This is a genomic window from Nocardia testacea NBRC 100365, from assembly GCF_000308775.1.
GTDB classification, from domain to species: domain Bacteria; phylum Actinomycetota; class Actinomycetes; order Mycobacteriales; family Mycobacteriaceae; genus Nocardia; species Nocardia testacea.
This window is the reverse complement of sequence record NZ_BAGJ01000165.1, coordinates 42,308-67,816: the sequence shown is the minus strand read 5'-3', so window position 1 is coordinate 67,816 and position 25,509 is coordinate 42,308. Positions and strand designations below refer to the sequence as shown.

The window sequence follows — 25,509 nt, the reverse complement described above, 5'->3', positions numbered from 1 at the left end:
CCGTATGACCCCGAGTAATACCCACTACGACGTCATCGTCGCGGGCGGTGGATCGGCCGGTATCGCCGCGGCGGTGGGCGCCGCCCGGACCGGGGCCCGCACCCTGCTGATCGAACGCGGTCCGTGCCTGGGCGGCGCCGCGACGCTACGCAATGTCGTCACCTACTGCGGCCTCTACACCCGCGACGACCTGCGGCAGGTCGTCTTCGGTATCGCCGACGAGGTGGTGTCGCGGCTCAAGACGCGCGGTGCGGTCGGTGAGCCGCGCCGGTTCAACGCGGTCACCGTGGTCTTCGACCCGGAGAACGTGAAGGTCGTGCTGGACGAGCTGTGCCGGGAGGCGGATGTCGACATCCGCCTGCACAGCCTGCTGATCGCCGCCCACACCGAGGGCGACAGCATCACCGCCGTCGAGGTCGCCGACCACGAGGGTGTGCACCGTTTCACCGCCGACGCGTTCGTCGACGCCACCGGGGACGCCGACCTCGCGCACCACGCGGGCGCCGAGGTCCGCTACGGCACCGACGGCTGGGTCCAGAACGGCAGCCTCGGTGTCCGGTTCGGGGGTATCGCACCCGATGCCGAGGTCACGGTGGATACCGTCGGAGCGGCCGTGCGCAGTGCCAAGGCCGCCGGTGTGAACGGTCTGCTCGCCGAGTCCGGGCTGGTCGCCCGGATGCCGGTCTCCGGTGACGTCATCATGTACCTGGTGGACGAGGGTTACGACGCCCGGTCCGCCGCCGATACCACCCGCGCCGAGATCAGCGCGCGCCGGCAGGCCCAGGCGTATCTGCCGGTGGTGCGGACGATCCCCGGCGCCGAACACGCCTATATCGTCACCACCGGCCCGGAGCTCGGCACTCGCGAATCCCGCCATATCGTCACCCGGTACCGGCTGCGCGAGGCGGAGATCCTGCACCCGGACACCACCGAGAGCGCGGTCGCGATCGGGGCCTGGCCGATGGAGTACCACCCGGGCCCGGGTATCCCGTCCACCTGGAAGTTCATCGGTGATCCCGGTTTCTACCCGATCCCGCTCGGCTGCCTGCGCAGTGTCGGCACGGACAATCTCTACGCCGCCGGGCGCACCCTCGACGGTGACCGCCAGGCCGGTGCGTCCCTGCGCGTGATGGGCACCGCCTTCGCCACCGGGCACGCGGCCGGGGTCGCGGCGGCGCAGCAGGCCCGCCACGGCGAGGTCACCACCGCGGGTGTGCGCGAGGAACTCCAGCGTCAGGGCGCCCGGCTACCCGAGCCCGTGCCCGTCTGACCGCCGGAAACGCGACCGGGAGCCCGCGGGCAACGATCGTCCGGCGGATCGTATCGAGGGGTTCGCGGGCTCCCGGTCGCCGGGAATTCCCGGATGACGGGTTCGCCTGTATCCGGTAGGTCGTACCGGACACCGGCGACCCAGGACGCACGCCGGGCGTCAGAACTGGATACGCAGATGGTCGGTGACCGGCCGGGCCTGGCAGCCCAGGATGTACCCGTTCTCTATGTCCTCGGGGTCGAGGATCTCGGCATTGTCCATCTCGACCTTGCCCTCGAGGACCGTGCAGGCGCAGGAGCCGCACTCGCCCTCCTGGCAGGAGTAGGGCACATCGATGCCCTTCGCCAGCATGATGTCGACCAGGGTCTGTTTCCGCGGCCAGCTCAGGTTGTGTGTCTCACCGTCCAGCTCGACCTCCACGGTCGCCGCTTCGGCGGCTTCCTCCGCGGAGATATCGGCCGGGGCGGTGTCGGCGAACGGGTCGCCGGCCAGCGAGTTGAAGACCTCGGCGTGGGTGCGATTGCGCGGGACGCCCAGCTGGGTGAGCGCGTCGTGCACGCCGTCCATGAAGGGCTTCGGACCGCACATGAAGGCCGCGTACTCGGTGTAGGGCCGCAGCAGTTCCGACAGCGCGGTCACGGTGGGCAGGCCCTGCAGGGTCTCCAGCCAGTGCACCACCACCAGCCGCTGCGGGTGCTTCTCGGCCAGTTCGCGCAGTTCGGTCGCGAAGATCACCGATTCGGCGTCGCGGTTGGCGTAGAGCAGCACGATCTTGCCGCTGCCCCGCGCCAGCGCGGATTTGAGGATGGACATCACCGGGGTGATACCGCTGCCGGCCGCGCAGAGCAGCAGGTCCTCGTCGAGATCCGCGGGGGTGAACACACCGGAGGGCGGCAGCACCTCGAGCTGGTCGCCCGGTTTGATGTTGTCGCACAGCCAGTTGGAGCCGTAGCCGTCCTTGGTGCGCTTCACTGTGACCTTGGGCAGGTCGTCGGTGAAGGGCGAACTCGCCAGCGAATAGCAGCGCGCCACCGATCCGGTGCGGTCGCTGGGGATACGCAGGGTGAGGAATTGGCCGGGCCGGTACGCGAACTTCTCCCGCGCCTGCTCGGGGACCTCGAAGACCAGCGAGCTCGCGTCGGTGGTTTCCGCGATGACCTGGGCGACCCGCAATACGACGGATCGCGAGCCATGGGGCACTTCGACGGTGGTCATCTCGTCCTCTCGAAACACTGGTTGCCGGTGGCTTCGAGCCTACGGCAAAACTAGAACGTGTTCCAATTTACCCTATGCCGGCGGATTGTTGGCGGACGAGCTGGCCCTCCAGGCCGGAGACCAGGACGCCCACGCCGAAATCGTAGGAATACTTGCCGCGCAGATCGGGCAGATATTCCATTGCGCGGGCCACTCGTTCCGGCATCACCACATCGGGCGGGGTGTCGAGGTTGCGTGGGTTCACCCGGCGGCGGCCGAACAGGTAGGTGTGGATAGTGGCGTAACCGGCCAGCACATTGCGGTCGTCGAACCCGGCCTCGTAGAGGATCTCCATGATCCCGGCGATCAGGTCGAGCTGTTTCCCGAGCATCTGCTCGATGAGCACATCGCCCAGGCCGGGGTGCCGGCGCAGCCGTTCGTCGATCTGGGCGAGCAGATCGACCAGGCGGTCCTGCCAGGGGCCCGAGTCGGGCGGCGGTTTGCGTACCCCGGTGAGCGCCGCGGTGGCCACCAGGTCCAGTAGCTCACGCTTGTCCGCGACGTAGTAGTACGGCGCCATGGGGGAGACGCCGAGTTCACGCGAGAGTCGTCGCATGGACAACTTCTCCACCCCGTCGGCACGTACCACCCGAAGTGCCGCCTCGACGATCTCGGTCTCCGAGAGGGTGCTGCCGTTACCGCCGCCACCCCCGCTCGTCTGCATTCGCACGACTCCCATTGCCACCTCTACACGTCGAGCGGCATCCGCTCGTCACGTTCTGTTCAGCTGCTCTGCCCCCGCAGTCTAGAGGTCGCGTTTCGGCGTGAGCGTGGACATTACCCGAAAACTGTTCCATTTTGTCAGTGGATGACGTTATGGTGTGACCGTGGTCGCACCGGGCGACCGCGGCGCCGGCATCGTGCCGGGGCTCACCGGCGGTACCCCAGCGGCGCCGCGAGCGGCGGGTCACCACGGCATCGAGCCGGCGCAGGCACCAATCTGTGGAGGTAGCCATGGCGGACAACCGTTCCTTCGGACCGGCCGGAACCGATCACCGCGGCCCGATCGCGACCGTCGACACCGACGCGGCCGACAATGCGCCGGTGATCGAGGAATCGCTGATCGAAGAGGTGTCCATCGACGGTATGTGCGGCGTCTACTGACCGGCGGGAGCCAACCATGCTCGATCTGGAAAACCGCTGGCAGTTGCACCCCCGAGTGGCGCTGCGACCGGAGCCCTTCGGTGCGCTGCTCTACCACTTCGGGACCCGCAAACTGTCGTTCCTGAAAAATCCGCGGATCGTCGAGATCGTGCGCTCCCTGCCCGGGCACAGCTCGGCCCGCGCGGCCGTCCGGGCCGCCGGGATCGAGGACTCGGCCGCCGCCCCGTACGTGCGGGCGCTGACCGAACTGGCCGATTCGCAGATGATCCAGCGGGCGCCGGAAACCGCGGTGCTCAGCGAGCCCGCGCCCTTCACCGGGGTAGGCCCGGCCGACCCGGCGGTCCGGCTGGTGGATCGTTTCGAATCGGGGCTGGCGGCGCCGATTTGCCTCACCTGGGAACTCACCTACGCGTGCAATCTCTCGTGTGTGCACTGTCTGTCCTCGTCCGGCCGGCGTGATCCCGGCGAACTCAGCACCGAACAGTGCAAGGCACTGATCGACGAATTCCAGCGGATGCAGGTGTTCTACGTGAACATCGGCGGCGGTGAACCCACCGTGCGTCCGGATTTCTGGGAACTGGTCGATTACGCGACCTCGCACCAGGTCGGGGTGAAATTCTCCACGAACGGTGTCCGGATCACGCCGGAGGTCGCGCAGCGGCTCGCCGCCAGCGATTACGTCGACGTCCAGATCTCGCTGGACGGCGCCGACGCCGAGGTGAACGACGCGGTCCGCGGACCGGGTAGCTATGCCACGGCGATCCGGGCGCTGGAAAATCTCGCGAACGCCGGGTTCCGGGACGCGAAATTGTCCGTGGTGGCCACCCGGCACAATATCGACCAGCTCGACCAGTTCAAGGAGATCGCGGACCGCTACGGCGCCACCCTGCGGCTCACCCGGCTCCGGCCGTCGGGTCGCGGCGCGGACGTCTGGGACGAACTGCATCCGCTTCCGGAACAGCAGCGCACGCTCTACGACTGGCTGGTCCGCAACGGCGAGGGTGTGCTGACCGGAGATTCGTTCTTCCACCTCTCCGCCTACGGTCAGGCGCTGCCCGGATTGAACATGTGCGGGGCCGGCCGGGTGGTGTGCCTGGTCGATCCGCTGGGTGACGTCTACGCCTGCCCGTTCGCCATCCACGAGAAATTCCATGCCGGGAACGTGGTCACCGACGGCGGTTTCGCCACGGTGTGGCGGGAATCCGCGCTGTTCGAGGAGTTGCGGGAGCCCAGCGGCGGCGGGGCCTGCGCCTCGTGCGCGCACTACGACTCCTGCCGTGGCGGGTGTATGGCGGCGAAGTTCTTCACCGGGCTGCCCGCCGACGGTCCGGACCCGGAATGCGTCCAGGGCTACGGGGAAGCGGCGCTGGCCGCCACCGGCCGGGTGATCCCGCGCCCGGCGGTGGACCATTCCCACAAGAGCACCCCGCGCCGATCGCGTTCGGGGGGTCCGGTTCCGCTGACGCTGCTGCCGCCGGCCCGGCGCCCGGCGCGTGCGTGCGACGAGAGTCCGCTCGTGTGAGGAACTTCCGGGAAGCCGCCCGGAGCGCCGATAGCCAGATCGTTGCTCCGGGCGGCTTTTCATACCCGTGCTACGGCGGTGGTGACCTATTTCATGTCCGCGCTCCCGGTGATTCCGGGAATTTCTCCGGCTCGAAACACTTTTTCCCGGACTGCTGATGTCTTGTATCGAATCGGCAGTTACCATCCGTGGAATGCGCAATGATCGCCTGCCCGACGGATTCGGGGTGCGGATCGACCCACGGGTACGCGCATACTCGGGGGGTCGAATCCTTATCGGAGGTTCACCTGCCCGGTTGCTGCGCTTGGCTCCCGAGGCCGCCGAAATGATCGGCGACGGCTATCTCGAGGTGAACAGCCCGCAATCGGCAGTGGTAGCCAGACGGCTACTGGATTCGGGGGTGGCCAATCCCCGGCCGCGGCTGCTGCCGTCGCCGGAGGATGTGACGATCATCGTCCCGCTGCACAACAACCCGGCCGGATTGGACCGGCTGCTGGCCGCGCTGCGCGGGCATACGGTCATCGTCGTCGACGACGGTTCCGACGACGAGGTGCGGATCGCCGACGAGCACACCGGTCGCTGCCGGGTGAAAGTGCTCCGGCACGAACGGCGCCGCGGCCCGGCCGCGGCCCGCAACACCGGCCTGCGGGCCGCGACGACCCAGTTCGTGGCCTTCCTCGACTCGGACGTGGTACCGCGCAGCGGCTGGCTCGAAGTGATGCTCGGCCATTTCAGCGACCCCCAGGTGGCGCTGGTGGCGCCCCGGATCGTGGCGCTGGATCCGGAGACCAATACGCTGGCCCGCTACGAGCACACCCGCTCCTCCCTGGACCTGGGCCGCCGCGAATCGGCAGTGCAATCACGCGGAGTGGTGTCCTATGTGCCCAGCGCGGCACTGCTGGTGCGCCGCTCGGTCCTGGAGGCCGAGGGCGGCTTCGACGAGACCATGCAGGTCGCCGAGGACGTGGATCTGTGCTGGCGCCTCGAACGCTCGGGCTGGCGGGCCCGCTACGAACCGGCCGCGCATGTGGCCCACGACCATCGGGTGTCGTTCCGGGACTGGTTCCGTCGCAAGATGTTCTACGGCACCGGCGCCGCGCCGCTCAGCGACCGCCACGCGGGGATGGTGTCGCCGCTGCAGGTACCGAAATGGACCGCGGCGGCGGCCCTGCTGCTGGCGACCCGGACCCGATGGGGCGTGCTCGGTGCGGGACTCACCTTGCTGCTGCCGCTGCGCCGGTTGCGTCGCGCGTTCGCCGGCGTCGACAACCCGACCGGAGTCGCGGCCATCTACGTGGCCCGCGGTTTCTTCGCCGGTCTGTGGCGCATCGCCTCGGCCATGTGCCGGCACTACTGGCCGATCACCCTGGCCGCCATGTTGTTCTCGCGCCGGATAAGGCAGATCGCACTGTCGCTGGCGCTGGCCGAGGGCGCCGTCGACTGGTACACCCATCGCGAGCCGGGCGGGCTGGATCCGCTGCGCTATATCGCGTTCCGGCGGATCGACGATATCGGCTACGGCACCGGTCTGTGGCTGGGCGCGATCCGGGCGGGTAGCCCCGCCGCCCTCAAACCGACCGCCCCGCCCCAGTAGTCCGCGCAGGTCACCCCGCATGGTGGACACGCTGATCATCGGCGCCGGCACCGCTGGATGTGTACTGGCCGCCAGGCTCAGCGAGGATCCGGGACATACCGTGCGGGTGGTGGAGGCGGGAGGCCACTGGGCGTCGGCCGACGACTTCCCCCCGGAACTCGCCGACAGTGCCGACCTGCCGCTCGGCGACCAGGCGGCCTGGCTGTGGCGGTACTCCGTGGATCTGGCGCCGGACCGGCCGGGCACCATCGTGCGCGGTCGCGGTATCGGCGGTTCGGGGTCGGTGAACGGGTCGTATTTCATCCGGGCCGCCGCGCGGGATTTCGCGGCGTGGAGCGGGGAAGTGGGTACTCGCTCATGGGATTTCGAGTCGGTGCTGCCGTATTTCCGCGCGCTGGAGAACGATCACGATTACGGCGATCACCCCGGCCACGGCCGGGCGGGACCGGTCCCAGTACGCCGGACGCATACGCCCACCCGATTGGTCGAGGAATTCGGCGCGGCCTGCCGGGCACTCGGATTCGGCGAGGTGGCGGACTGGAACGCGCTACCCGGCGGCCCCGAATCAGGTATCGGCCCGGTGCCGTGCACGGTCGGGCCGCCCGACGGTTCGGGCCGGCGTCATCGGATCGGGCCCGCGCATTCCTATCTGCTCCCGGCGCTGTCCCGGACCAATCTGACGGTGCAGGGCGAAACCTTGGTGACCCGGTTGCGTTTCCACGGCGACCGGGTGGTCGGCGCCGACTGCCTGCGTGGCGGCGAACCGGACACCATCCTGGCCGACCGGGTGGTGCTGTGCGCGGGCGCGATCGAATCGGCGGCACTGCTGCTGCGGTCCGGTATCGGACCGGCCGCAGAATCGGCGGCACTGGGTATCCCGGTGGTCGCCGACGCACCTGTCGGGCGCTGGCTCACCGACCACCCCGAAATCGGGCTCGACTACCGGCATCCGGCACCGGCGGGCCGGACAGTCCCGCTGGAATATGTCCTGGAGTTCGACGATATCGAGATCCGGCCCTATACGGTGGCGTTCACCCCGGGGGTCTGCCGGATGGGCGTGACTCTGATGCGGCCCACCAGCTCCGGCACCATCCGGCTGGCCGCGGCCGATCCGCTGGTCGCGCCGCGCATCGAGCACAGTTATCTCGGGAGCCGGGCCGATCGGACCCGGCTGCGCGAGGCGGTGGAACTGACCGCGCAGATCCTCGCCACCATGGCCGCCGAACCGGTGGGGGCCGCCGGCCCGGTCTCGGATCGGTGGCTGTACGACCGCCTCGGCACCTCGCAGCATCTCGGCGGCACCTGCCGGATGGGACGCACCGGCGATCCACGCGCGGTGGTCGACGAGCGGTTCCGGGTGCACGGCGTGAACGGGCTGTCCGTGGTGGACCTGTCCGTGGTCCCGGTACCGCTGAGCCGTGGCCCGCAGGCGACCGTGGTGCTGCTGGCGGAACGGGCCGCCGCCGAGTTGCGGTGAATGGCGACCCATCGCTCACCTGCCATCGCAGTGCCCAGCACCTTTCGTACCATCGAGCACTCGATGATGTGCTAACCGGTGGCGAACTCGCTCGGACCGACCGCCCGGCACCCCGGCAACCCTCGGAACTCCCACTGGCGCGGCCGTGGCCGGTGCGGTAGTTTCCACCGGTGCGATTCGCCGGTCGGTGATCACGACGGGCCGCTGTGGAGAGGTCCGGTCACTGCCCGGCGCCCGAGAGCGAATCGCCGCCACCGAGGTATGGCCGAACGCTATCGGCGTACCCCCACTGCCTGCGCCGGGACAACCGGTGTGGTAGGTGAGCTGTATCGGTCGGGGATACAGCTCACCGGGGTCGGTCCGGCGAAATATCAAGCGGCACCGTGCAATATTGCATCTCCATTTTCGACACCCCGGGCGGATCTCCCGGGAATCGGACCGCGAGCTTGTACTCTGGTCCCTCGGGTGGCCCGCTGCGGCAACGTGATCCGGCCACCCGGGAATCCGCACCCGGCGCCGGACACGGGGAAGGTACGGCGCCGGTGCGGAAGGCTCAGCGAACTCTCCGCGACCCGTCGGCGCCGACTTCGAGCGAACCCCGGCAGGGGTTCCTGGAATATGGTTGCGTGATCGGCCCGCGGTTACCGAACCCGGTACCCGGCCGGGATGGTCGGATGACCGACCCGTGACGGGTTTCAACTGCTCCAAGCGGACAAGATGTCGTCCGGTCCCCAGACCAGGTCGGAATCGCACCGGGCCGTTCCGGACCGCGATGCGATGACCAGGCCGGTCTTTCCTGGCTCGTAGTCCGGCATCTGCGATATCGATTTGTGCAAGGTGGCCATATCGTGGTCGTCGAACGGCGTGTCCAGCCATTTGACCGATCCCGCGAAGTACACGTTCCGGGCGATGGGCCCGCGGTCCGCGCCGACCAAGTCGATTTCGGGATCGAAGCGCCGGTTCCACCAGCCACCCACGGTCTCCACCTCCGGCCAGGGAAGTGCACCGGCGAGGGCGGCGAGCTCCAGCGACTCCCGGATCAGAGGCTCGATTGCCCGGCCGCGCCAGGTCGACCAGCGTCGCTGGATCAGCCGAAACGCGCTCTGGTACCGCCCCCGGCGGGAAAGTTCCTGCGCAGAACGCAGAACCGCCAGATAGAGCCGAAGGTTACTGTCGGCGACTCGGTACAGCGCGGGCTTGCCGGGTCTGGTGGACAGTGGCTCGTCGATGGCCAGGACTCGTTTGTCATCGGTGAGTCGTCGCAGGATCGGCGACAGGCTTCCGGATGCGATCGCGCCGGCGCGGCCGCCCGCGGTGGCCGCGATATTCGCGTGGGTTCGATCACCGCCGCCGACCGCTTCGAGTACGCGACGTGTTTGATCGGGAGATGGGAATTCGGCCAACAACGCGGATTCGGGCACGCTGAACAGTGGCGCCGCCGGATCCGCGGATTCCTGTTCCAGGAAGTCGAGGGGCGCGGTGCCGTGCGGCCAACTGCGCAGAATGCCCGGTAGGCCCCCGGTGATGAGGTGGGCGTCCAGAGCGTCCGCCGCGTCCAGCCCGGTGGCGGCGGCGATCTCGGCCGGGTCGAGCGGGCCCAGGGGCAGGTTGTCGGCGCGCCCGAAGAACGGCCGGTCATAGGCGGTGAGGCGCTCCATCATATGCAGATCGCTACCCAGGAGCAGTAGGAGCACCGGGCGCCGGGACAACAGCCGATCCCAGGCGGTTTGGAGCACGCCGTCGAAGCTCGCGTCCTGCTCCGCCAGCCAGGGCAGCTCATCGATCACCACCACCGCCGGACTCGACGGCAGCACCCCGGCCAGGATCCGGAATGCATCGGCCCACGAGCCGGCAAGTTCGGGAATCAGTGCGGGGTCGGCGACCAGCGACGACTCTCGCAATTCGAGCAGAAAGGCAGCCAGGGATTCGTTCGGTGCAGCGCCCTTGGTGGCCATGAAATAGACGTACGGCAATCTCGCGCGGTCGCAGAATTCCTGGACCAGCCGGGATTTGCCGACCTGGCGTCGGCCCCGGATGGCCACCGCGGACCCGGCGGCCGATTCGGCGACGCGCCGCAACCTGATATCGAGCGTCGCGAGCTCGTTCTGTCTGCCGACGAATCCGGACACCTGAACCGCCTCTCCGTGACTGCATCGGTAGCATTCATCTACGTAGATGTCTTCTACATAGATATTAGCTACTTGACGTCGGGTAATGGCGTGGTCCCGCCTCGTCACCGTCCCCCGAAACCCGACATGCTGATACCGCGGAGGAACGCCTTCTGGGCGACCGCGTAGACGATGACCAGCGGTAGCAGGATCAGCATGGACGCGGCCATCAACACCGGCCAATCCGAGACGTATTGGCCCTGCATCCACACCAGGCCCAGCGTGACGGTGGAGATCTCCCGGCGTTGGATCATCACCAGCGGCCACAGGAAATCGTTCCAGACACCGACCCAGGTGAGTACGGCGAGAACCATCACCGCCGGTTTGGCATTGGGCAGCAGGACCCGCCAGTAGATCTGCCACGGGGAGCAGCCGTCCAGGATGGCGGCCTCTTCGAGTTCGACGGGGAGGGTGCGGAAGAACTGCCGCATCAGGTAGGTGCCGAACGCACTGCCGAACAGTCCGGGCAGGATCAAGGCCCAGGGGGTGTCCGTCAAGCCCAGTACTCGGATGAGCAGGAACTGGGGCACCACGGTCACGGTCAGCGGGACCATGAGCGTGGCCAGATAGGCCACGAACAGGACATCGCGGCCGGGAAAGCGCAGCCGGGCGAACGCGTACCCGGCCAGTGAGCAGAAGAAGACCTGGCCGGCGGTGACACAGCCGGCGTAGAGGACGGTGTTGAGGAACATCCGGCCGAACGGCATCTCCTGGAAAACGGTGCGGTAGTTGGACCACTGCGGATCACGGGGGAGCAGGGCCGGGCTGGTCACCTCGGATTGTTTCTTCACCGAGCCCGCCAACGCCCACAGGACGGGCAGCAGAGCGCACCACGCCATCGCGATCAGCGCGAGGTAGAGCGAGGCGGCCCGGATACAGGCGCGGGTCTTCCAGCCCGGGTCCGCCATCACCGCTCCGGCGCGTTCTCGCGGGCGAACCACAATTGCCCGACGGTCAGCACCAGCAGGACCACGAAGATCAGCCAGGCGATGGCCGACGCGTAGCCGGCGTCACCGAACGCGAACGCGTTCTGGAAGATCATGATGCCGAATACATAGGTTCCTGTTTCCGGGCCGCCGTTGCCACCGGTGAGTACATAGATCTGGTCGAAGGCCTGTACCGAGTCGATGATCGAGACGACGAAGACGAAGGACAGCGCGCCCCGGGTCAGCGGCACGGTGATCGACACGAATCGCCGGACCGCACCGGCTCCGTCGATCCGCGCCGCTTCGTACAGGTCCTGCGGGACGCCCTGCATCGCGGCGAGCAGGACGACGGTGGCGAACGGAATGCTCTTCCATACGCTGACCATGCATACCGAGACCATCGCCCACCGAGGTTCGACCAGCCACGGAACAGGACCGATACCGAGCCCGCCGAGCATCGTATTGAGCAGCCCGTTGTTCGTGTCGAACACGAAACGCCAGATCACCGCCATCACCACGCTCGATATCGCCAGCGGCAGGAACATGACCGTCCGGAAGAGGCCGGTCCCCCTGACGCCCTGGTTCAGGGCCGCCGCGACGACAAGGCTTATCGACACGGTGGGGATCAGTGTGCCGAGGGTGTACACGATCGTGTTCCGCAACGCGATGGCGAACAGCGGATCCGCGGTGAGTAGCTCCCGGAAATTCCGCAGCCCGACGAACCGGAAGGGCCCGAACATATCCCACTCGTGGAAGCTCAGGTAGAGCGAGAAGCCCAGTGGAAAGATCAGGAAAACCGCCACCGCCAGCAGGTTCGGGGCGATGAACAGTCGTGCCGCCCGCGCCCGCCGCTGCGCCAGGTCCGAGCGGCGTCGCCCGGTGGCGGCCTCCGGTGCCGCCTTCTTCCCGATGCCGGTCTCGGTGGTGGTCATGGGTTGCGCAGTACCTCGTCGGCTTCGGGAGCGAGCCGGTCGGCCAAGGAGGTCGCCGGTGCGGCGCCGCGTAGGACGCGACCGATGTACCGGTCCATCAGCGCGTCGATTCGCGGCCACTGCACCGTGACCGGCAGCGGCGCGGAACGCGCCGGTCCGTCGACGAGTATGTCCAGATTGTGGATATCGCTGTGCGCCGCGGCGAACCCGGAAGATCGTACCGCGGGATTCCGGACCGGTACGAAAAGGCCGGTTTCGGCGATGACCGCCTGGCCGACGGGTCCGGCCGCGAATTTCAGGAACTCCCACGCCTGCTCCTTCCGGCGGCTGTCGGCGGAGATGGCCAGGCCCGTGGTGCCGATATTAGAGCGCGAACCGCCGCCCGCCGCCCCGGCCGGCAGGGCCGTGACATCGAAATCCAGGTCGTCGGCCTCGGAAAAGGTGCGGTACCGCCAGTGCCCGCCCATCGTCAGCGCGGCTCTGCCCTGCGTGAACAGGTCCATCGCCGAGATCGACTGCTGATCGGCCGGGCTCGGCGCCACGTGATACCTGTTGGCCAGGTCCGCATAGAACTGGACGCCTTCGATGAAGGCGTCGCCGGCGAAGTCGCATCGATCGGGGACGGTTCGCGGGCTCGCCCATTCGGCGCCGTTGTTGACGGCGAAGAGACCGGCGGAATAGTGCGGCACCCAGGTATCGACGAACCCCCACCGCCGGACTTCGCCGGACCGGTCACGTGCGGTGAGCGCGCGGCAGATATCGAGGAACTCGGTGAAGCTCCACGCGTCTTCCCACCGGCCGGGAAGCCGCAGCCCGGCCCGGTCGAACATGCGCCTGTTGCAGAACAGGAAGTTTCCCGACCACTGCTCCGGAAGCGCGTACTGCCCACCTTCGAAAGCGAAGGTGTCGTACAGCGCCGTGGTCCCGCTCGACCTCAGGTCGGCGGCGAAGGCCGGATCGCGGTCGAGCATGGTGTTCAGATCCAGCAGCACCCCCCGGTCGGCGAGACCGGCATAGGTCTGCTCCCACGCCATCAGCACATCGGGGCATTTGCCGCCCGCGCAGAAAGTCAACATCTGCTGCATCGGGTCCGGTCCGGACAGCAGGGTACGTACCCGGATATCCGGATTCCTGCGGGTGAATTCATCGATCACACGCTGCCGACCGTCGGCTTCGGCGGGATTGGCCTGGAAGAAGAATGTGAGTGCGTCACCGTCGTCGCCGCACCCTCCGAGTGCCGAAATCGCCAGCGCCGCGCCGACGCCACCGGCAGCGCGCAGGAATTCCCGCCGCCCGAGGGGTATTCCTCGCCCACTCACGCCGCCATCACCTCCCGTGTTCGCTCGCACGAAATCGTCCGAGCCCCGGACCTCGCGAATCGTGCATCGAACACCGGCTGCTGCCGCCCATTCCGTTTCCGGTGGACGACCAGGCAGGCCCGCTTCTGCGATTGTCCAACGTCGCCGTGTGAAACGACCCGAACGACTCACCCGCTTCTCGCGGGTTGTCCAGTGGCGAATTCAGACGACGCCACCTACTTCGCCGTACTCGAACGTGCCGCACTCGCCCTGGTCGAAACAGTCCTGCTGCCGGCGGTGCGGGGCGAGCGGGTACCCGGCGTGGTCTACGCCCGGGCCGCCGAGCACTACGACGACAAATCCCTGGCCAACCCCGCGATGATCATCGGCCAGGTGAACTTCTTCGTCCCTCATCGGGCAGCAACTGCCAGGCCGCGCCCCGGACGAGCAATGGGGCCCGGTGTCGGCCTGGGGAACGTAGTGGGCTGCCCGGCGGGACGAAACGTTCCATTTGTGGACGTGACGAGGACAGGGGCGCAGATCGCGGTGGTACAGATGCGCCTCCGTCGATCAGGGCAGCTCCCGGTCGCGGTGTGCGAGAGGATCCGGATCCGGCGCCGAAAAAGAGTTGCGTGGTGGCGGCTCCGGTGGGCACAGTGTCGGCTTGTGCCGGGGACCGAAGTCGGCGTGCGCCTGACCGGCGGTGCGGGAAAGGGCCATCGATGACACAGAATGCCGAAAGTCGCGTCGTCCAGGAGTTCTCGGTGGCCGACGCCGCGGCGGGGCCCTACGGCATCACCGCGGGTGCCGACGGCGCGCTCTGGATCACGCTGGTGCACAGCGGCGAGATCGCGCGCCTGACCGTCGACGGGGTGCTCGACCGCTGGTCGGCGGGCCCTACCGGATGTCGGCCGACCGTCATCGCCGCGGGCGCGGACGACGCCCTGTGGTTCGCCCGAACCGGTGACGATCACATCGGGCGTATCACCACCGGTGGGGTCGTGACAGCGTTCCGCCTATCGGAGGGCAACGGCCCGTTCGGGATCTGCGCCGGGCCGGACGAGGCCATGTGGTTCACCGAGATGAACACCGACCGCGTCGGCCGTATCACCCCCGACGGCCAGGTCACCCACGTCGACCTCCCTGTCCAGGGCGGCTTCCCGTCCATGATCACCCGCGGTCCGGACGGCGCACTGTGGTTCACCCTCAACCGAGCCAACGCCATCGGACGGATCGATCTCGACGGCAACATCACCCATTACCCGCTACCCGACCCGGGCGCACCCGTGGGCATCACCAGCGGACCCGACGCCGTCTGGTTCGTCGATATCGCCGCGGGCCGGATCGGCCGCATCGAGCCCGGTGGCGCGATGACGATGTTCCCGTTGCCCGACCCCGCGGCGAAACCCCACGCCATCACCGCGTCGGTGGCCGGTGACTGCTGGTTCACCGAATGGGGAGCCGACCGGATCGGACGGATCGATCCCGCCGGCGCCATCACCGAATACGACCTGCCCACCCCGGCATCCGAACCGCACGGCATCACCCTGGGTCCCGACGGCGCGGTGTGGACGGCACTGGAGATCGGAGCGGTCGCCCGCGTCGCGCGATGACGCGGGTGGTCAGATGAGGTTCTTCTGCTTCGCGATGCGGCGGCGGACGTCGGCCATCAGGGCGTGACTTCCGCCGTGCCGCAGGAAGCGGGGGATGAATCGGTTCACGAATCCGACGAAGAGGAAGAGGTTCTCGAATCGCCGCTGGTCGGCGTCGGTCCATTCCACCCGCATCTGCTCACGGAAGTAGGGACTCAGGAATCCGATGGTGAGGAATCGGAGCAGACCGCGGAAGGGTATGCGCAGATACCAGTGGATCATGCGCAGATTCAGCAGGTCGTCGAGGTAGGAGCGGACGAAGTCGTCGAGTACCGCCTGTTCGCAGGCGGTGTTCCAGTAGTCGTCGAATTCGGCCCGGGTGGCCGGCCACATATCCTCGGTGACCTGCAGCGTTGTGCCCAGGGAGGACGAAGACCGGTAGAACGCCTCGTTCTGTTCGGGGCTCATCCGGCCGGCGAGCAGCTGGTAGGTGTCCTCGAAGCCGATGTACAGGCAGGCCGCGACCCAGAGTTGGAGTTCGCGGTCGAAGGCGTTGTATTTCACCGGGGCGCCCGGGGCGGACCGTACCTGGCGATGGGCGCCGTTCACCGCTTCCCGGAAGGCCTTCTTCTCCTCCTCGTCGCCGAGGATGGCCACGGCCAGGTACTGGGTGGTGGTGCGGGCGCGTTTCCACGGCCGCTTCATCAGTGAACCCGATTCCACCTTGCTCTCGGCGACGCCGTAGCCGACGCCGGGACGCGCCATCTGCATGATGACGTTCGCGGCGGCGCCCGCGAACTGCCAGAAGTCCAGGGCATCGGTGAGTTTCAGCGGCCGTTTGGTGAAGGGACGATGGGTGGCGGCGATCCGGATGCGCGTCTGCTCGGTGGTCAGCCGCGGCTGATCGGCCGGCCCCGAAGCGGGTGCGGCGTCGGTTTGCCGGGAGTGTGCGGCGGCGGTCATGGGGGTCCTTCCATGGGTGTCCAGTGTGTTCTAAGTTACTCCAAATTCTTCCGACAGTCAGTTGGTATCACTGAACAGTCGCTAACTTATGTCTCATAGCCTGAGGTGTGAAACACGCCGAGAACAGGTGTCGAGCGGCGTTACCGGATCGGGAATCTTCCTCAAAAGCTTCCGTAGAGGACGGAATTCTGCGTAACATACCGGTCCGACCCGACCGTCTCAGACGTTCCCCCGCGGGGAGGGTGCGTCAGCGGCCGGTCAAGGAAGGAACGCACTATGCTCAAGCGGCTGGATCGACTGTTCAGCTACGAGATGAAGGTGTCCGAGTTTCTCGGGACCCTGATCATCCTCGGCATTCCCTACGGGCTCATCGGGATCGTCTGGACACTCACGCACACAGCGCATCTGCGTGAGATGCACGGTCTGGACGTGATCATCTCGTTCCTCGGTTCCATCGTGTGCTGGCCCGTGCTCACCTTCGCGAACGTGACGATGACCTGATGATGACGCTGGTATGGCTCATCGACATCCTGGTGATCGTCGTCAAGATCCTCGGTGGGCGGATGAAGGTGAATCCGATTCTGCGATTCGGTCTCTGGCTCGCGCTGCTCTGTGTCCTCGCCGCGGGATTCACTGTGGTGGGCGCCGGGTTCGTGCTGTTGCAGGAGTACCTGACCGGTGACCTCGAGACGAACGGCCCGGGCCTGCCATGGTGACCACCGGACCGGAGCAGCCGGCGCAGGGCACCGACCTCGAGCAGGCGGTCGACGACCTCAGAGGACTGTGGCGGCGGCATCCACAGCGTTCCCTGGAAACCCTCGGCCGGCAGGTGACCCTGGGGCGCGAGGCCGTGGTGGAGACCGTGAAAGCGATCCTGTCGAGGCGCTTCCCGTTCGAGGAGTTCGCCAAACAGTGCGCGTTCATGGCCAATGTGTCCGCCGCGCCCACCATCTTCGTCGCCATGCCCATCGCGGTGGTGGTCTCGATCCAGATCGGCGCGCTGGTGAACCAGGTCGGCGCCACCACCTTCATCGGCGCCGTGGCCGGCCTGGGCATCATCCGGCAGGGCGCGCCGCTGGTCACCTCGCTCATGATCGCGGGAGCGGTGGGTTCGGCCATCTGCGCCGATCTCGGTTCCCGCACCATCCGCGAGGAGATCGACGCCATGATGGTGATGGGGGTCAACCCTGTTCGCAGACTCGTGGCGCCACGGCTGGTGGCGGCCGTGGTGGTGAGCATGCTGTTGTGCGGGTTCATCGTGTTCGTCGGTTTCGCGACCGCCTATATGTTCAACGTCTACGCGCAGTCGGGGACGCCGGGCTCGTTCATCGGCTCGTTCGCCTCGTTCGCCGTCGCCAACGATATGGCGGTGGCGCTGGTGAAATCGGCGATCTTCGGGGTGCTGACCGCGATCATCGCCTGCGATATCGGATTACACGCCAAAGGCGGGCCCGGAGGTGTGGCCGACGCGGTGAACTCGGCGGTCGTCTCCTCGGCGCTCATGCTGTTCGCCACCAACATCATCATCACGCAGGTGTACAACACCGTCTTCCCGACGAAGGTGATCTGAGGTGGGCACTCCGTACACGCCACCGGCGCTCAAACCGGTCCGGATGGTGACCTCGGCGGCGGCGGTGCCCATCGCCGCCAACCGCCGTCTCGGTCACCAGGGCATCACTTTCGTGCAGGCGCTGGTCGCGATTCCGTTCGTGCTGAAGCACTATCGCAAGGAAGTGCTGCGGCTGACCGCCGACGTGGGCTGGGGCAACGGCTCGCTCGTCGTGGGCGGCGGAACGGTCGGGGTGGTGATCATCCTGTGTGGTTTCGGCGGGATCACCGTGGGAATGGAGGCCTTCAGCGCGTTGAACCTGCTGACCATGGGTCCGCTCACCGGGGCCATCTCCGGCTTCGCGACCACCCGGGAGTTAGCGCCGATTCTTGCCACGCTCGCGTTCGCGATCCAGGCTGGCTGCCGATTCACCGCGCAGCTGGGGTCCATGCGGATCGCCGAGGAGATCGACGCGCTGGAATCCATCGCCATCCGGCCCCTGCCGTATCTGGTGAGTACCCGGATGATCGCGGCCACCGTCACCATCATCCCGCTGTACAGCGTCGGACTGGCGGTCGCGTATCTGGCCACGAAACTGTCGGTGCTGCTGCTGGGCGGTACCTCGGCGGGTACCTACGACCACTACTTCTTCCAGTTCCTCATCGGACCGGACCTCTTCTTCTCGCTCCTCAAGGTCGTGGTGTTCGTCCTGCTGGCGACCTATATCCAGTGTTACTACGGATTCTTCGCCACCGGCGGGCCCGAAGGCGTGGGAGTGGCGGCCGGGCAGGCGATCAAGATGGTGATCGTCGTGATGGTGTTCGCGAACCTTTTCCTGACCTTGGCCATCTGGGGTATCGACCCCGGCTTCCGGATTTCGGGGTGACGCGGCGATGTTCATCGATCACAGCGGCCGCGGGCCGCGCCCGTGGCATATGACGGTGGCCGGTCTGGCGATGATCACGCTGGTGGCGGTGCTGCTGGGCCTACTCGGCCTGCGCTACACCGGCCGGTTCGAGGACCGGGTCCCGGTCGACGCCGTGCTCACCAGCACCGGTGACGGTTTGCCCGAACGTGCGGATGTGAAGTTCCGGGGCATGGTGGTGGGCGCGGTGACCGCCGTGGATGTGGTGGCCGCCGGACAACGGCAACAGGTCCGGATCGATCTGGACCCCCGGATCGCGCCGACCATTCCCGATACCGTGACCGCCCGGGTGATCCCGAACAACCTGTTCGGTGTCACCGGAATCGAACTCGTGGACAACGGTGCCGCGCCCGGCCGGCTGGCCGCGGGCGCGCAGATCCCGGAGGACACCAGCGCCGGCACGGTGCAGTTGCAGACGACACTCACCGTGCTGCGCAACGTGCTGGACAATATCCAGCCGGAGAAGCTCGGCCGGGTCCTGGCCACCTTCTCCGAAGCGCTGGACCCCGGCGCCCGGGCGCCCGGTTCGACGATCGAGCGGTTGGACAAATGGGTTACCGAGGTCCGGCATATCGAGGGGGTCGGCGATCTACTCGGTGATCTGGGCCGGGCCACCACGGCACTGAGCCAGTCCGCGCCCGAACTCGTCGGTGTGCTCTCGGAATCGGTGACCACCGCCCGCACCCTCACCGAACGCCGGGAAAACCTGATCACCATGCTCGCCAATGCCGGTGGCGCGGTGGATTCGGTGAACGAGCTGTTCGCCCGCAATCCCGACGCGGCCAAGGATCTGGTGCCCGGCCTCGACGGGCTCTTCGGGTCGCTGGCGCAGGACCCGGAGGCGATCCCCACCGCGGTGGCCAACCTCAACGCGGCCCTGGGGAAGCTCTCGGGAGCGTTCGGCTGGGGTGCGCAACGGCAGATGCGCTGGAGCCTGGACGTATCGTTCACGCCGTTCCAGCAGTACACGGCGAAGGATTGCCCGCGCTACGGCGAGATGGCCGGCCCGCGCTGTGGCGGTCCCTCGGTGCCGCAGGTCGCGCCGCCGCAGGAGTATCCGCCGACGCTGCTGCCCGGCTGGGTCGAGGGGGCGGGACCGAAACCGCAACCGCAGATTCCGGGGATACCCGCGCCGGCGCAGGCTCCCGCCGTGCCGCTGCTGCCCGGGCTCCCGGCGCTACCCGGTCTGCCCGTCATCCCAGGGATCACCACGCCGCTGTTTCCCACCGGCCCGGTGCCCGGCCAACCGGCGGTGCCCGGCCAACCGGCGGTGCCCGGCCAACCGGCGGTGCCCGGCCAACCGGCGGTGCCCGGCCAACCGGCGGTGCCCGGCCAACCGGCGGTGCCCGGCCAACCGGCTCCTGCCGGGGCGCCGATCGCGCAGTTGCGCGGTCACGCCGCCGTCGCCGCGCTGCTCGGCAGACAACCCACCGCGGCCGAACTGCTGCTGCTCACACCCGTGCTGGCGGGCGGCACGATCGATGTCTACTCCGACGGGGAGGCCTGATGCGCCTGGCGCGGACAATTGCCGGTTTCAGTATCTTCGCCGTGGTCGCGATCGTGCTGACGTTCACCATCTGGTCCACGCTGCAACGGTCGGTGCCGGGGGAGACCGAGACCTATTCGGCCACCTTCACCGATGTGATGGGGGTGCGGGTCGGTGACGACGTGCGCATGGCCGGGGTGCGGGTGGGCCGGGTCGACGCGATCGAATTCGAAGACGATTACAAGGCCCGGCTGGTCCTGCGCGTCGAGGCCAGGCAGCGGCTCACCGATACCACCAAAGCGCTGGTGCGGTACCAGAACCTGATCGGCCAGCGCTATATCGCGCTGCTGCCGGGGCAGGAGAGAGGCGCCGAGATACCGGCCGGTTCGCATATCCCGGTCGAGCGCACCGAACCGTCCTTCGATGTGTCGGCGCTGCTGTCCGGGTTCGAACCGCTGTTCAGCGTCCTCCAGCCCGACCAGGTCAATTCCCTGTCGGACACCTTGATCCAGGCCCTTCAGGGTGACGGTGTCTCGCTGAGCGCCCTGATCACCCAGGCGGCCGAACTGGCGAACACCTTCGGTCAGCGCGACGAGATCCTCGGCGCGGTGATCACCAATCTCAGCAGTGTGATCGCCGGGCTGGCCAATCGCAGCCAGGAGTTGGAGACACTGATCACCCAGACGAGAGGCCTGATGGACGCGCTGTATGCCGAGGGCGAGACGCTGAAGAGTTCGGTCGATCAGGTGGCGTACTCCACCGATTCGCTGACCGCGCTGATCGGCTCGGTCAAACCCGATATCGCCTCCGCCCAGGACCAGGCGACCACCGCGGTGGAACTGCTGCTGTTCAACGGAGCCGCCCTGGATCAGGCCGCGGTCGAACTGCCGAACGTACTCAACGGCCTGGCCCGCTTCACCGGCTACGGTGCCTACGGCAATGCCTATATCTGCAATCTGGACGTCTCGCTGTGGGGAGTTCTGCTGCCGCCGGGCCTGTTCTCCCAGATCGGTGGCGATTCGCAGACGGAGGTGTGCCGCTGATGCCCCGGTTGCGTCGTCCGGCCTTCGCGAAGAACCGGTTCCTGTGGCAGGGGTTGCTCGCCGCGGCGGCGGTGGCCGCGCTGGTCGTCGGCTCGAGTGTGCTCTCCCAACTTCGGCTCGGCGACAAGACCGTGACCGCGGAATTCGCGCAGGCGGCCGGAATGCGCGCGGGCGCGACGGTGGACGTCTCCGGGATCGAGGTCGGCGAGGTGCGTTCGGTGCGCCTGGCCGGCGACAGGGTCGAGGTCGTGATGAAGATCAGCCGCGATATCCGGGTGGCCACCGATGCGCGTGCAGCGATAAAGATGTCGACCATTCTCGGCCGCATGCATATCGAACTGGTGCCCGGTTCGGGAGAGGAATCGGCGGACGGCCGCATCCCGCTGGCCAACACTTCGGTTCCGTACAACCTGGCCAAGGTCATCCAGGATCCGAAGTACACCTCGTCGTTCGAGCGGATCGAGCGCATCGATCCGGACAAACTGCGGCAGGCGCTGGACGTCTTCTCCCAGCAGATGGGTGATTCCCCGGAACTCGCGGTGACCGCGCTGGATTCGATCGGTGCGCTGGCGAAGGTGATCAATGCCCGGCGCGACGAGGTGGACACTCTGCTGCAGAGCATGGATCAGGTCTCCCAGCTGGTCGCCGACAATCAGAACAGTGTGCTGATGCTGCTCACCCGCGGGGAGGCGATCGGTAACGCGGTGGCCCTGCGCCAGGACCTGCTGCGCCGGTTACTGGACAATGTCGCCGCGCTGTCGGGTCTGCTGCGCGATATGGGTCTGGAGAACAACGGGCAGCTCGGCCCGCTGATCCAGAATCTGAACACGATGACCCAGGGCCTGGAGAAGAACCGGGACAATCTGGACCGGCTCTACGAGATCCTGCCGGTGTCGCTGCGGCAGTTCAACAATGTGATCGGCAACGGGCCCTACGCCGATGTGTGGGCGCCCTGGTTCCTGCCGGACAACTGGCTGTGTTTCGCACAGGTCGTACAGGGGTGTGGAAAGTGAACCTACGCATATTCGCGCGGGTGCTCGCGGCCGGTGTCGCCGGACTGTGCGCGGCGGGCTGCTCGGTGCTGCCCGACAGTATCGCGGGACTACCGGAACAGTATCTGGGCGAGCACGTCCGGATCAGCGCCGATTTCGAGAACGTGGCCGGCCTGTACGCCGGGAACGAGGTCGCGGTGCTCGGGGTACCGGTCGGCCGGGTCGAGACGGTGACACCGCGCGGCAGTTACGTCGAGGTCACCATGGCCCTGGACAAGAACGTCGACGTGCCCGCCGATGCCATGGCCGCGCTCATCTCGCCGCAGCTGATCACCAACCGGCACGTCGAACTGGCTCCCGCTTACAGCGGTACCGGCCCGAAACTCGTCGACGGGGCGCATATTCCGCTGGAACGCACCCGGGTCCCGGTGGAACTGGACCGCATCCTGGACAATTTCGACCAGCTCGGCGCCGCGCTCAAAGGCGACAGCGAGGCCGGGCCGCTGGCCAGCCGGGTGCTGTTCCCACTGCTCGAGGGTAACGGCGATCGGTTGCGCGAAACCCTCGACAACCTGTCGGCCGCCTTCGAGGTGACCTTCGCCAACAAGGACCAGATCGCCAACACCATCATCGAACTGAACGAGATCACCCAGGTCGTCGCCCAGAACGATCAGACCGTGCGCGATTTCAGTGCCCGGCTGACCGAACTGCTACAGCTGATGGGGGATCAGTCGCCGGGCCTGCACGCGGTGCTGATCCAGCTGAACGATTTCGTGAACAACACCTCGACGCTGGTCGGGGAGAACCGCGACCAGCTCGCCGGGGCGTTGCAACGGTTCGTCACCATCACCGCGCAGATGCGGGCCAATGCCCGCGGCCTGACCGAACTGGTGGACGTGGGACCGCTGTTCTTCGAGAACCTCGCCAACGGCGTGAGCCACGAACACCAGGCCTTCCGGGTGCACGCGTTGCTGGACAAGGCACTGCTCGACAACGAGGTGCTGTCCACCTTCTGCGAGCGGGTGCAGATGCGCTCCGACGGTTGCCGCACCGGCCGGATCCAGGATTTCGGACCGGATTTCGGGATCACCGCCGCGCTGCTGGGGATGACGCAATGAAGAGGATGCACGCAAGGTTGGCGGTTCTGCTGACCGCGGCGGTGCTGGCGGTACCGGGGTGCGGGGCGCTGACGGTGCAGAACGTGCCGATGCCGGAACCGGGTATCGGCGGGCCGGGATACACCTTGCGTGTGCGGTTCGCCGACGCGCTCAACCTGCCCGACCGCGCTCACGTGAAGATCGGCGGCACCGATATCGGGGTGGTCACCGATATCTCCACCACCGATTTCATCGCCGATGTGGACATGCTCATCCGCGAGGACATCCGGTTACCGCGCGGGACCACCGCGGAACTGCGGCAGGGGACGCCGCTCGGCGATATCTTCGTCGCCCTGACCCTGCCCCGGGAGGAACCCGGCGCGGTGCTGCTGGGCGAAGGCGATGTGATCGATACCGATCACACCGGCGCCGGCGCCTCGGTGGAAGAACTCATGATGTCGGTATCGCTGCTGCTCAACGGTGGCGGGTTGAACCAGGCGGCGCGGATCACCGCCGAAATGGATTCGATGTTCGCCGGGCGCGCCCCGCAGCTGGGCCATCTGATCACCGAGATGACCCAGGTGCTGAGCGCGCTGAATGCCCGGACCGCCGATATCGACAGTGTGCTGCACGGGGTCGATACGCTCACCGGCGAACTCGCGGCGCGTAAACAGGAATTGGGGATGGCCGCGGACACCTTCCCCGATCTGCTGGGGCTGGTGGCGGAGAACAACCGGGACATCACCTCGCTGATCCAGAAGATCTCGGTGACCATGTCGGCGCTGGGCGATTTCAGCGATACCACCGGCCCGGAATTCGTCAGCCTGTTCGACAGCATCCGGCGGCTCATGGGTGGTTTCACGGCGATGGGCGACAATCTGCGACAGACGCTCGACGGCCTGCACGCGCTGTACCCGTCCCTGGAACAGTCCTTCGAGGGCCCGACCCTGGCCGTCGCGGCCCGGGTCTCCTACCTGAGCGTCGGCGCGCTGACCGATCCGTCGCGCAGCCGGCTGCCGGACGGGTCGGATGTGCCGGCCTTCATCGGCAGCCTCGCACAGGTGCTGCAGAAGATCCAGGGCCGGCTGGCCAGTCCGCCGCAGCCCGGTCCGGCGCCGCAGGAGGGCCCGCGATGAACATTCCGTTGTGGAACTGGCTGGTCCGGCATCGGGTCGGCGTGGCCAATCTCGGCCTGGTCGTGGTGCTGGTCGTGGGGTGCGGGTATCTGGGCGCCGAGGTGCTGCGGATCAATCTGCTGCCCGGCAGCACCTACCGGGTGACGGTCGAACTGGCCGGGTCCGGCGGGTTGCTCGCGGACAACGATGTCAATTTCCGCGGCTCCCGCGTGGGGCGGGTCGCCGATGTCCGGGTTTCGGAGACCGGGATCGAGGCCGTCGCCGAAATCGATTCCGCGGTAGATATTCCGGTGGGCGGCACCGTGGTGGTCGGGCGGCTCTCGGCGGTGGGCGAGCAGTACCTGGACTTCCGGCCCGACGCCGATACCGGCCCCTACCTGCGCGACGGTGACCGGGTCGAGGTGGCGCGCACCCGGATCCCGGTGACCACCCATTCGCTGCTGTCGAATATGAGCGCGATGATCAGCGGACTCAATCCCGAGCGGCTCACGGTGATCGTCGACGAACTGGACAAGGCGCTGGCCGGGGGACCGGACCGGTTGCGCAATATGATCTCCGGGATCAGTCGCGCCATGGCGGGGCTGGAGGGTCTGCTGCCGCAGACGCGGCAGCTCATCGAGAACCTCACCGTGATCGCCGATACCACGCAGTACGCCCAACCCGACCTCGGGACCCTGACCGGTTCCGCCGGGGCGCTTTTCCAGCAGCTCACCGCGGCCGACCAGGAAGTGCGGCGGTTGCTGGACCTCACGCCCGGGCAGCTGGCCACCCTGGGCGGGTTCGTCACCGAGACCACGGACCCGATCACGAATCTGGTCACCAACTTCGTGGCCATCACCCGGGCCGCGAAACTGCGGCAACCGGCGATCGCGGCGCTGTTCCCGGCCCTGCGGGCGGGTACCGCGGCGTTGAACGTGCCGGTACACGACGGGATCTTCCATACGCTGGTGGACATCTGGCCGCGGCCCACCTGCGAATACAACACCATTCCGCTGGTCCCGACCGAGCGCACGGCCGATACCAGGGTGCGTTTGTACAACTACTGTGTGACCGATGATCCGGCGTTGCAGGTGCGTGGTTCGGCCAACGCGCCCCGGCCGAACGTGCCCGACAACACCGCCGGACCACCGCCCGGCGTCAGCGGTGACGAACTGTCCCGCCCGATTCCGGGCCGTTGAGGA

Annotated in this window: 24 protein-coding genes; 17 read left to right on the top strand and 7 right to left on the bottom strand. The window is 67.4% G+C overall.

The features are described from left to right. Window positions 1–4 precede the first annotated feature (4 nt). A complete protein-coding gene (locus tag ON38_RS22205; RefSeq protein ID WP_039826850.1) occupies window positions 5–1,270 on the top strand; it encodes an FAD-dependent oxidoreductase in 1,266 nt (421 codons plus the stop codon). Between the two features lie 159 nt (window positions 1,271–1,429). Here ON38_RS22205 and ON38_RS22200 read toward each other — a convergent pair whose 3' ends face one another. Together ON38_RS22200 and mftR2 are read right to left on the bottom strand one after the other, a co-directional pair. Further along, complete coding sequence (locus tag ON38_RS22200; RefSeq protein ID WP_039826849.1) at window positions 1,430–2,485, bottom strand: ferredoxin--NADP reductase; 1,056 nt, start codon at window positions 2,483–2,485, stop codon at window positions 1,430–1,432. 67 nt (window positions 2,486–2,552) lie between these two features. Continuing rightward, window positions 2,553–3,203 carry a mycofactocin system transcriptional regulator MftR2 gene (gene mftR2, locus ON38_RS22195; protein WP_245564155.1) on the bottom strand — a complete coding sequence of 217 codons (651 nt, stop codon included), beginning with the start codon at window positions 3,201–3,203 and terminating at the stop codon, window positions 2,553–2,555. Between the two features lie 326 nt (window positions 3,204–3,529). On the opposite strand from mftR2, the gene mftA reads away from it, so the two are divergent. From mftA to mftG, 4 genes are all read left to right on the top strand, one after another. Then, on the top strand, window positions 3,530–3,628 hold the full coding sequence (gene mftA / locus ON38_RS35065; protein ID WP_306306692.1) for a mycofactocin precursor MftA: 99 nt from the start codon (window positions 3,530–3,532) through the stop codon (window positions 3,626–3,628). Between the two features lie 16 nt (window positions 3,629–3,644). Next, window positions 3,645–5,150, top strand: coding sequence for a mycofactocin radical SAM maturase (mftC, locus tag ON38_RS22190; protein WP_083873011.1), 1,506 nt, complete (start codon window positions 3,645–3,647; stop codon window positions 5,148–5,150). A gap of 193 nt (window positions 5,151–5,343) precedes the next feature. Further along, window positions 5,344–6,744 carry a mycofactocin biosynthesis glycosyltransferase MftF gene (gene mftF / locus ON38_RS22185; protein WP_039826848.1) on the top strand — a complete coding sequence of 467 codons (1,401 nt, stop codon included), beginning with the start codon at window positions 5,344–5,346 and terminating at the stop codon, window positions 6,742–6,744. Between the two features lie 19 nt (window positions 6,745–6,763). Further along, entirely contained in the window at window positions 6,764–8,221 is a 1,458-nt protein-coding gene (mftG, locus tag ON38_RS22180) for a mycofactocin dehydrogenase MftG (RefSeq protein WP_039826847.1), read from the top strand. 695 nt (window positions 8,222–8,916) lie between these two features. Here the strand turns inward: mftG and ON38_RS22175 are convergent. The 4 genes from ON38_RS22175 to ON38_RS22160 form a co-directional block, all read right to left on the bottom strand. After that, window positions 8,917–10,350: an AAA family ATPase gene (locus tag ON38_RS22175; RefSeq protein ID WP_039826846.1), complete on the bottom strand. Its 1,434-nt coding sequence runs from the start codon at window positions 10,348–10,350 to the stop codon at window positions 8,917–8,919. A 104-nt stretch (window positions 10,351–10,454) separates the two neighbouring features. Continuing rightward, on the bottom strand, window positions 10,455–11,297 hold the full coding sequence (locus ON38_RS22170; RefSeq protein ID WP_039826845.1) for a carbohydrate ABC transporter permease: 843 nt from the start codon (window positions 11,295–11,297) through the stop codon (window positions 10,455–10,457). Continuing rightward, the gene (locus ON38_RS22165) at window positions 11,297–12,247 is read right to left on the bottom strand and encodes a carbohydrate ABC transporter permease (protein ID WP_039826844.1); all 951 of its coding nucleotides are present in this window, start codon (window positions 12,245–12,247) and stop codon (window positions 11,297–11,299) included. The genes ON38_RS22170 and ON38_RS22165 overlap by 1 nt, the downstream gene beginning before the upstream one ends. Beyond that, complete coding sequence (locus ON38_RS22160) at window positions 12,244–13,566, bottom strand: ABC transporter substrate-binding protein (RefSeq protein WP_245564154.1); 1,323 nt, start codon at window positions 13,564–13,566, stop codon at window positions 12,244–12,246. The genes ON38_RS22165 and ON38_RS22160 overlap by 4 nt, the downstream gene beginning before the upstream one ends. Before the next feature lie 192 nt (window positions 13,567–13,758). Here ON38_RS22160 and ON38_RS36180 point away from each other — a divergent pair, with 192 nt between their 5' ends. Together ON38_RS36180 and ON38_RS22150 are read left to right on the top strand one after the other, a co-directional pair. After that, the gene (locus ON38_RS36180; RefSeq protein ID WP_157181842.1) at window positions 13,759–14,271 is read left to right on the top strand and encodes a carboxymuconolactone decarboxylase family protein; all 513 of its coding nucleotides are present in this window, start codon (window positions 13,759–13,761) and stop codon (window positions 14,269–14,271) included. Continuing rightward, complete coding sequence (locus ON38_RS22150) at window positions 14,268–15,158, top strand: Vgb family protein (protein WP_039826842.1); 891 nt, start codon at window positions 14,268–14,270, stop codon at window positions 15,156–15,158. The genes ON38_RS36180 and ON38_RS22150 overlap by 4 nt, the downstream gene beginning before the upstream one ends. A 9-nt stretch (window positions 15,159–15,167) precedes the next feature. On the opposite strand, the gene ON38_RS22145 is transcribed toward ON38_RS22150, so the two are convergent. Continuing rightward, window positions 15,168–16,100, bottom strand: a complete 933-nt coding sequence (locus tag ON38_RS22145; RefSeq protein ID WP_039826841.1) for an oxygenase MpaB family protein — start codon at window positions 16,098–16,100, stop codon at window positions 15,168–15,170. A gap of 276 nt (window positions 16,101–16,376) precedes the next feature. Between ON38_RS22145 and ON38_RS22140 the strand changes: the two genes are divergently transcribed. From ON38_RS22140 to ON38_RS22095, 10 genes are read left to right on the top strand one after another with little or no spacing between them, the layout of a single operon-like run. Beyond that, window positions 16,377–16,601, top strand: coding sequence for a hypothetical protein (locus ON38_RS22140; protein WP_039826840.1), 225 nt, complete (start codon window positions 16,377–16,379; stop codon window positions 16,599–16,601). After that, a complete protein-coding gene (locus tag ON38_RS22135; RefSeq protein ID WP_039826839.1) occupies window positions 16,601–16,816 on the top strand; it encodes a hypothetical protein in 216 nt (71 codons plus the stop codon). The genes ON38_RS22140 and ON38_RS22135 overlap by 1 nt, the downstream gene beginning before the upstream one ends. Next, window positions 16,810–17,670: an MlaE family ABC transporter permease gene (locus tag ON38_RS22130; protein ID WP_039826838.1), complete on the top strand. Its 861-nt coding sequence runs from the start codon at window positions 16,810–16,812 to the stop codon at window positions 17,668–17,670. Before ON38_RS22135 ends, ON38_RS22130 begins: the two co-directional genes overlap by 7 nt. A 1-nt stretch (window position 17,671) precedes the next feature. Next, window positions 17,672–18,535 (top strand): ABC transporter permease, encoded by an 864-nt coding sequence (locus ON38_RS22125; protein ID WP_039826837.1) that lies wholly within the window; start codon window positions 17,672–17,674, stop codon window positions 18,533–18,535. A 7-nt stretch (window positions 18,536–18,542) separates the two neighbouring features. Continuing rightward, window positions 18,543–20,081, top strand: coding sequence for an MlaD family protein (locus ON38_RS22120; RefSeq protein WP_039826836.1), 1,539 nt, complete (start codon window positions 18,543–18,545; stop codon window positions 20,079–20,081). After that, the gene (locus tag ON38_RS22115; protein ID WP_039826835.1) at window positions 20,081–21,103 is read left to right on the top strand and encodes an MCE family protein; all 1,023 of its coding nucleotides are present in this window, start codon (window positions 20,081–20,083) and stop codon (window positions 21,101–21,103) included. The genes ON38_RS22120 and ON38_RS22115 overlap by 1 nt, the downstream gene beginning before the upstream one ends. Continuing rightward, window positions 21,103–22,116 (top strand): MCE family protein, encoded by a 1,014-nt coding sequence (locus tag ON38_RS22110; protein WP_039826879.1) that lies wholly within the window; start codon window positions 21,103–21,105, stop codon window positions 22,114–22,116. Before ON38_RS22115 ends, ON38_RS22110 begins: the two co-directional genes overlap by 1 nt. Beyond that, window positions 22,113–23,213, top strand: coding sequence for an MCE family protein (locus ON38_RS22105; RefSeq protein WP_051165058.1), 1,101 nt, complete (start codon window positions 22,113–22,115; stop codon window positions 23,211–23,213). The genes ON38_RS22110 and ON38_RS22105 overlap by 4 nt, the downstream gene beginning before the upstream one ends. Next, a complete protein-coding gene (locus ON38_RS22100) occupies window positions 23,210–24,328 on the top strand; it encodes an MCE family protein (protein WP_039826834.1) in 1,119 nt (372 codons plus the stop codon). The genes ON38_RS22105 and ON38_RS22100 overlap by 4 nt, the downstream gene beginning before the upstream one ends. Further along, window positions 24,325–25,506: an MCE family protein gene (locus ON38_RS22095; RefSeq protein ID WP_039826833.1), complete on the top strand. Its 1,182-nt coding sequence runs from the start codon at window positions 24,325–24,327 to the stop codon at window positions 25,504–25,506. The genes ON38_RS22100 and ON38_RS22095 overlap by 4 nt, the downstream gene beginning before the upstream one ends. Window positions 25,507–25,509: the final 3 nt, after the last annotated feature.

Bases quoted from the DNA above. Each gene is read 5' to 3' on its own strand.
- ON38_RS22205 (WP_039826850.1), top strand. From the start codon at position 5: ATGACCCCGAGTAATACCCACTACGACGTCATCGTCGCGGGCGGTGGA.
- ON38_RS22200 (WP_039826849.1), bottom strand. From the start codon at position 2,485: ATGACCACCGTCGAAGTGCCCCATGGCTCGCGATCCGTCGTATTGCGG.
- mftR2 (WP_245564155.1), bottom strand. From the start codon at position 3,203: ATGGGAGTCGTGCGAATGCAGACGAGCGGGGGTGGCGGCGGTAACGGC.
- mftC (WP_083873011.1), top strand. From the start codon at position 3,645: ATGCTCGATCTGGAAAACCGCTGGCAGTTGCACCCCCGAGTGGCGCTG.
- mftF (WP_039826848.1), top strand. From the start codon at position 5,344: ATGCGCAATGATCGCCTGCCCGACGGATTCGGGGTGCGGATCGACCCA.
- mftG (WP_039826847.1), top strand. From the start codon at position 6,764: ATGGTGGACACGCTGATCATCGGCGCCGGCACCGCTGGATGTGTACTG.
- ON38_RS22170 (WP_039826845.1), bottom strand. From the start codon at position 11,297: ATGGCGGACCCGGGCTGGAAGACCCGCGCCTGTATCCGGGCCGCCTCG.
- ON38_RS22165 (WP_039826844.1), bottom strand. From the start codon at position 12,247: ATGACCACCACCGAGACCGGCATCGGGAAGAAGGCGGCACCGGAGGCC.
- ON38_RS22150 (WP_039826842.1), top strand. From the start codon at position 14,268: ATGACACAGAATGCCGAAAGTCGCGTCGTCCAGGAGTTCTCGGTGGCC.
- ON38_RS22145 (WP_039826841.1), bottom strand. From the start codon at position 16,100: ATGACCGCCGCCGCACACTCCCGGCAAACCGACGCCGCACCCGCTTCG.
- ON38_RS22140 (WP_039826840.1), top strand. From the start codon at position 16,377: ATGCTCAAGCGGCTGGATCGACTGTTCAGCTACGAGATGAAGGTGTCC.
- ON38_RS22135 (WP_039826839.1), top strand. From the start codon at position 16,601: ATGATGACGCTGGTATGGCTCATCGACATCCTGGTGATCGTCGTCAAG.
- ON38_RS22130 (WP_039826838.1), top strand. From the start codon at position 16,810: ATGGTGACCACCGGACCGGAGCAGCCGGCGCAGGGCACCGACCTCGAG.
- ON38_RS22120 (WP_039826836.1), top strand. From the start codon at position 18,543: ATGTTCATCGATCACAGCGGCCGCGGGCCGCGCCCGTGGCATATGACG.
- ON38_RS22115 (WP_039826835.1), top strand. From the start codon at position 20,081: ATGCGCCTGGCGCGGACAATTGCCGGTTTCAGTATCTTCGCCGTGGTC.
- ON38_RS22110 (WP_039826879.1), top strand. From the start codon at position 21,103: ATGCCCCGGTTGCGTCGTCCGGCCTTCGCGAAGAACCGGTTCCTGTGG.
- ON38_RS22100 (WP_039826834.1), top strand. From the start codon at position 23,210: ATGAAGAGGATGCACGCAAGGTTGGCGGTTCTGCTGACCGCGGCGGTG.
- ON38_RS22095 (WP_039826833.1), top strand. From the start codon at position 24,325: ATGAACATTCCGTTGTGGAACTGGCTGGTCCGGCATCGGGTCGGCGTG.